Source organism: Nocardia aurantia, from assembly GCF_009604425.1.
GTDB classification, from domain to species: domain Bacteria; phylum Actinomycetota; class Actinomycetes; order Mycobacteriales; family Mycobacteriaceae; genus Nocardia; species Nocardia aurantia.
The window spans coordinates 1-2548 of the sequence record NZ_WEGI01000040.1; the positions used below are offsets into that span (position 1 = coordinate 1).

2 protein-coding genes are annotated in these 2548 nt (G+C 68.5%); both read right to left on the minus strand.

Features of this window, described 5'->3' with window-relative positions; all coding sequences use genetic code 11:
- Positions 1 to 78: 78 nt before the first annotated feature.
- On the minus strand, positions 79 to 867 hold the full coding sequence (gene istB / locus NRB56_RS38040) for an IS21-like element helper ATPase IstB (RefSeq protein WP_319944121.1): 789 nt from the start codon (positions 865 to 867) through the stop codon (positions 79 to 81).
- Positions 864 to 2372, minus strand: a complete 1509-nt coding sequence (gene istA, locus NRB56_RS38045) for an IS21 family transposase (protein WP_153349229.1) — start codon at positions 2370 to 2372, stop codon at positions 864 to 866. Before istA ends, istB begins: the two co-directional genes overlap by 4 nt.
- Positions 2373 to 2548 lie beyond the last annotated feature (176 nt).

Here is a 2548-nt window from a genome sequence, read left to right on the forward strand (position 1 = left end):
TGTCAATGGCCATTTGTGAGTCGCCGCTGGTGGCCGGTGGGAAGTCCCCACCCCCCGGCGGGGGTGGGGGTGGTCAGGTCAGGGGTGGTCACCTGCTTTCGTGCGGTGTTTCATGCGGTAGGAGTCGCCGTCGGTGACGACGACGGTGGAGTGGTGCAGCAGCCGGTCGAGGATGCCTGCGGCGGTGGTGTGCTCGGGCAGGAACCGGCCCCATTGCTCGAAGGGCCAGTGCGACGCGACAGCGAGTGACCGCCGCTCGTAGGCGGCCGCGACCAGGCGGAACAGTAGTTGGGTGCCGGTGTCGTCGAGGGGCGCGAACCCGATCTCGTCACAGATCAGCAGGTCGGCCCGCAGGACGGTGTCGATGACCTTGCCGACGGTGTTGTCGGCCAAACCCCGGTAGAGGGTGTCGACCAGCTCGGCGGCGGTGAAGTAGCGGACCTTCATCCCGGCGCCGACCGCGGTGTGCCCGAGTCCGATCAGGGTGTGGGACTTGCCGGTCCCGGGTGGCCCGATGAGACACAGATTATGTTGTGTGCGAACCCATTCCAGGGTGGCGAGGTAATCGAAGGTCGGCTGCGGGATGGATGACGATCCGACGTCGAACCCGTCGAGGGTTTTGGTGACGGGGAACGCGGCGGCTTTGAGCCGGTTGACGGCGTTGGAGGCGTCGCGGGCGGCGCATTCGGCCTCGATCAACGTCCGCAGGACCTCTTCGGGTGTCCAGCGTTGCAGTTTCGCGGTGGCCAGCACCTCGGGTGCGTCACGGCGGACGGTGGACAGTTTCAGCCGCCGTAGCCCGGCGTCGAGATCGGCTGGCAGCACCGGAACCGGTTTGGCGGCAGCGCGTTTCGCTGGTGTGGTCACGACGCGCTCCCATCCTGGGTGATCTTGTAGGCGTCCAGCGACCGGGTGCCCGCGACCGGCAGATCGAGGACCAGGGCGTCGCCGGCCGGGCGGGGCTGCGGGGTCCCGGCGCCGGCGGCGAGGATGGAGCGGACGTCGGCGGCGCGGAACCGTTTGAACGCGACCGCCCGCCGCAACGCGGCGATCAGCTGGTCGTGGCCGTGGGCGTCGCCGAGGGCGAGGAGTTCACCGAGCTCGGCGCCCAGGCGGGAGTTGCCGGCGGCGGCCGACCCGACGAGGAACGCCTGCGCGTCGGTGCCGAGGGCGCAGAACTGTTGTTCTGCCGGTGTTTTCGGTCGTGGCCCCCGATCGGGAGCAGGGCGGGGACGGTCGTAGTGGTCGTCGTGGATCGACACCTCGCCGGGAGCGAGGAGTTCGTGTTCGGCGACGATCACCCCGGTCGGGTCTTCGACCACGACCACCGCGCCGGAATCGACGACGAGGTTCACGGTGTGTCCGATCAGCCGCGACGGCACCGAATAGCGTGCAGAACCGTAACGGACACAAGACAATCGGTCGACCTTGCGGCGCACCGATGCCGCGCCGACGGGCATCCGCAGCGACGGCAACACGGCCAGCAGCTCCCGTTCCACGGCCAGCCGGTCGTCGGGGACCACCGCGATCTCGCAGTGGACGGTCGAGTTCACCTGCGCGCACCAGGTTTCCGCCGCGGCGTTGGCCTCGGTCAAGCCCAGTTCGCGGCCGGTGACGGCGGCCTCGGTGAGCAGCGGGACCGCCAGATCGGTCTGGGCGTAGCCGCAGAGGTTTTCCACGATCCCTTTCGACTGCGGATCCGCGGCATGACACCAATCGGGGGTGAAGCCGTAATGGCTTGCGAACCTCACGTATTCGATCGTCGGGACCATCACTCCGGCCACGACACCGCCCTTGAGGCAGCCCATCCGGTCGGTGAGGACCTTCGCGGGGACCCCGCCGAGTGTTTCGAAGGCTTCGGCGAGCATGGCCAGGGTGGTGGACTGGCGTTGATCGGCGGCGAAGCGAGTGAACCGCCATCGGGAGAACGCCAGCACCGCGCAGAACAGGTGCAGTCCCGGCGCCGCTTCGGCCCAGTCCATGACCAGATACTCACCGGCGGCCCACTGCGCGGGGCGGCGACCGCGGTGATGATCGGTGCGCCACAACACTTTCTGCTCGGCAACCAGCCGCCGGAAGTTGCGGGGTGAGCCTTCGTAGCCGGCAGCGCGGGCGATCGGCAGCAGGCGTTTCGCCGAGATCCGGCCACCGGATTTCTTCACCCGTTCGGCGACCAGACCGGTCACGGCCTCGTAGTTGCGGGGCCGCGCCGGCCGTGGGGCCGGTCTCTGCCCCGCCGCTGCGGCGTCGGCGGCCTCGACGACCCGTTTCACGGTCTTGTGGGTGGTGCCGCACATCTGCGCGGCCCCTCGGTAGGTTCCGGTTTCCCGGTAGGCGGAAATGATGTCCATTCGTTCCCTTTCGGACTTCAATGGAGCTCCCTGGGTGGTGCACGGTGACGGTTGGCGCTATCACCGTCACCGCCCAGGGCCACAGCTCCCGGGTCGACACACGGTCAACCCCGCCGAAAGGGGTGGGGACTTTTACACGGCCACCAGCGGTGACCTACACGTGGCCACCAGCGGAGACTTTCTCATGGCCAGGGACA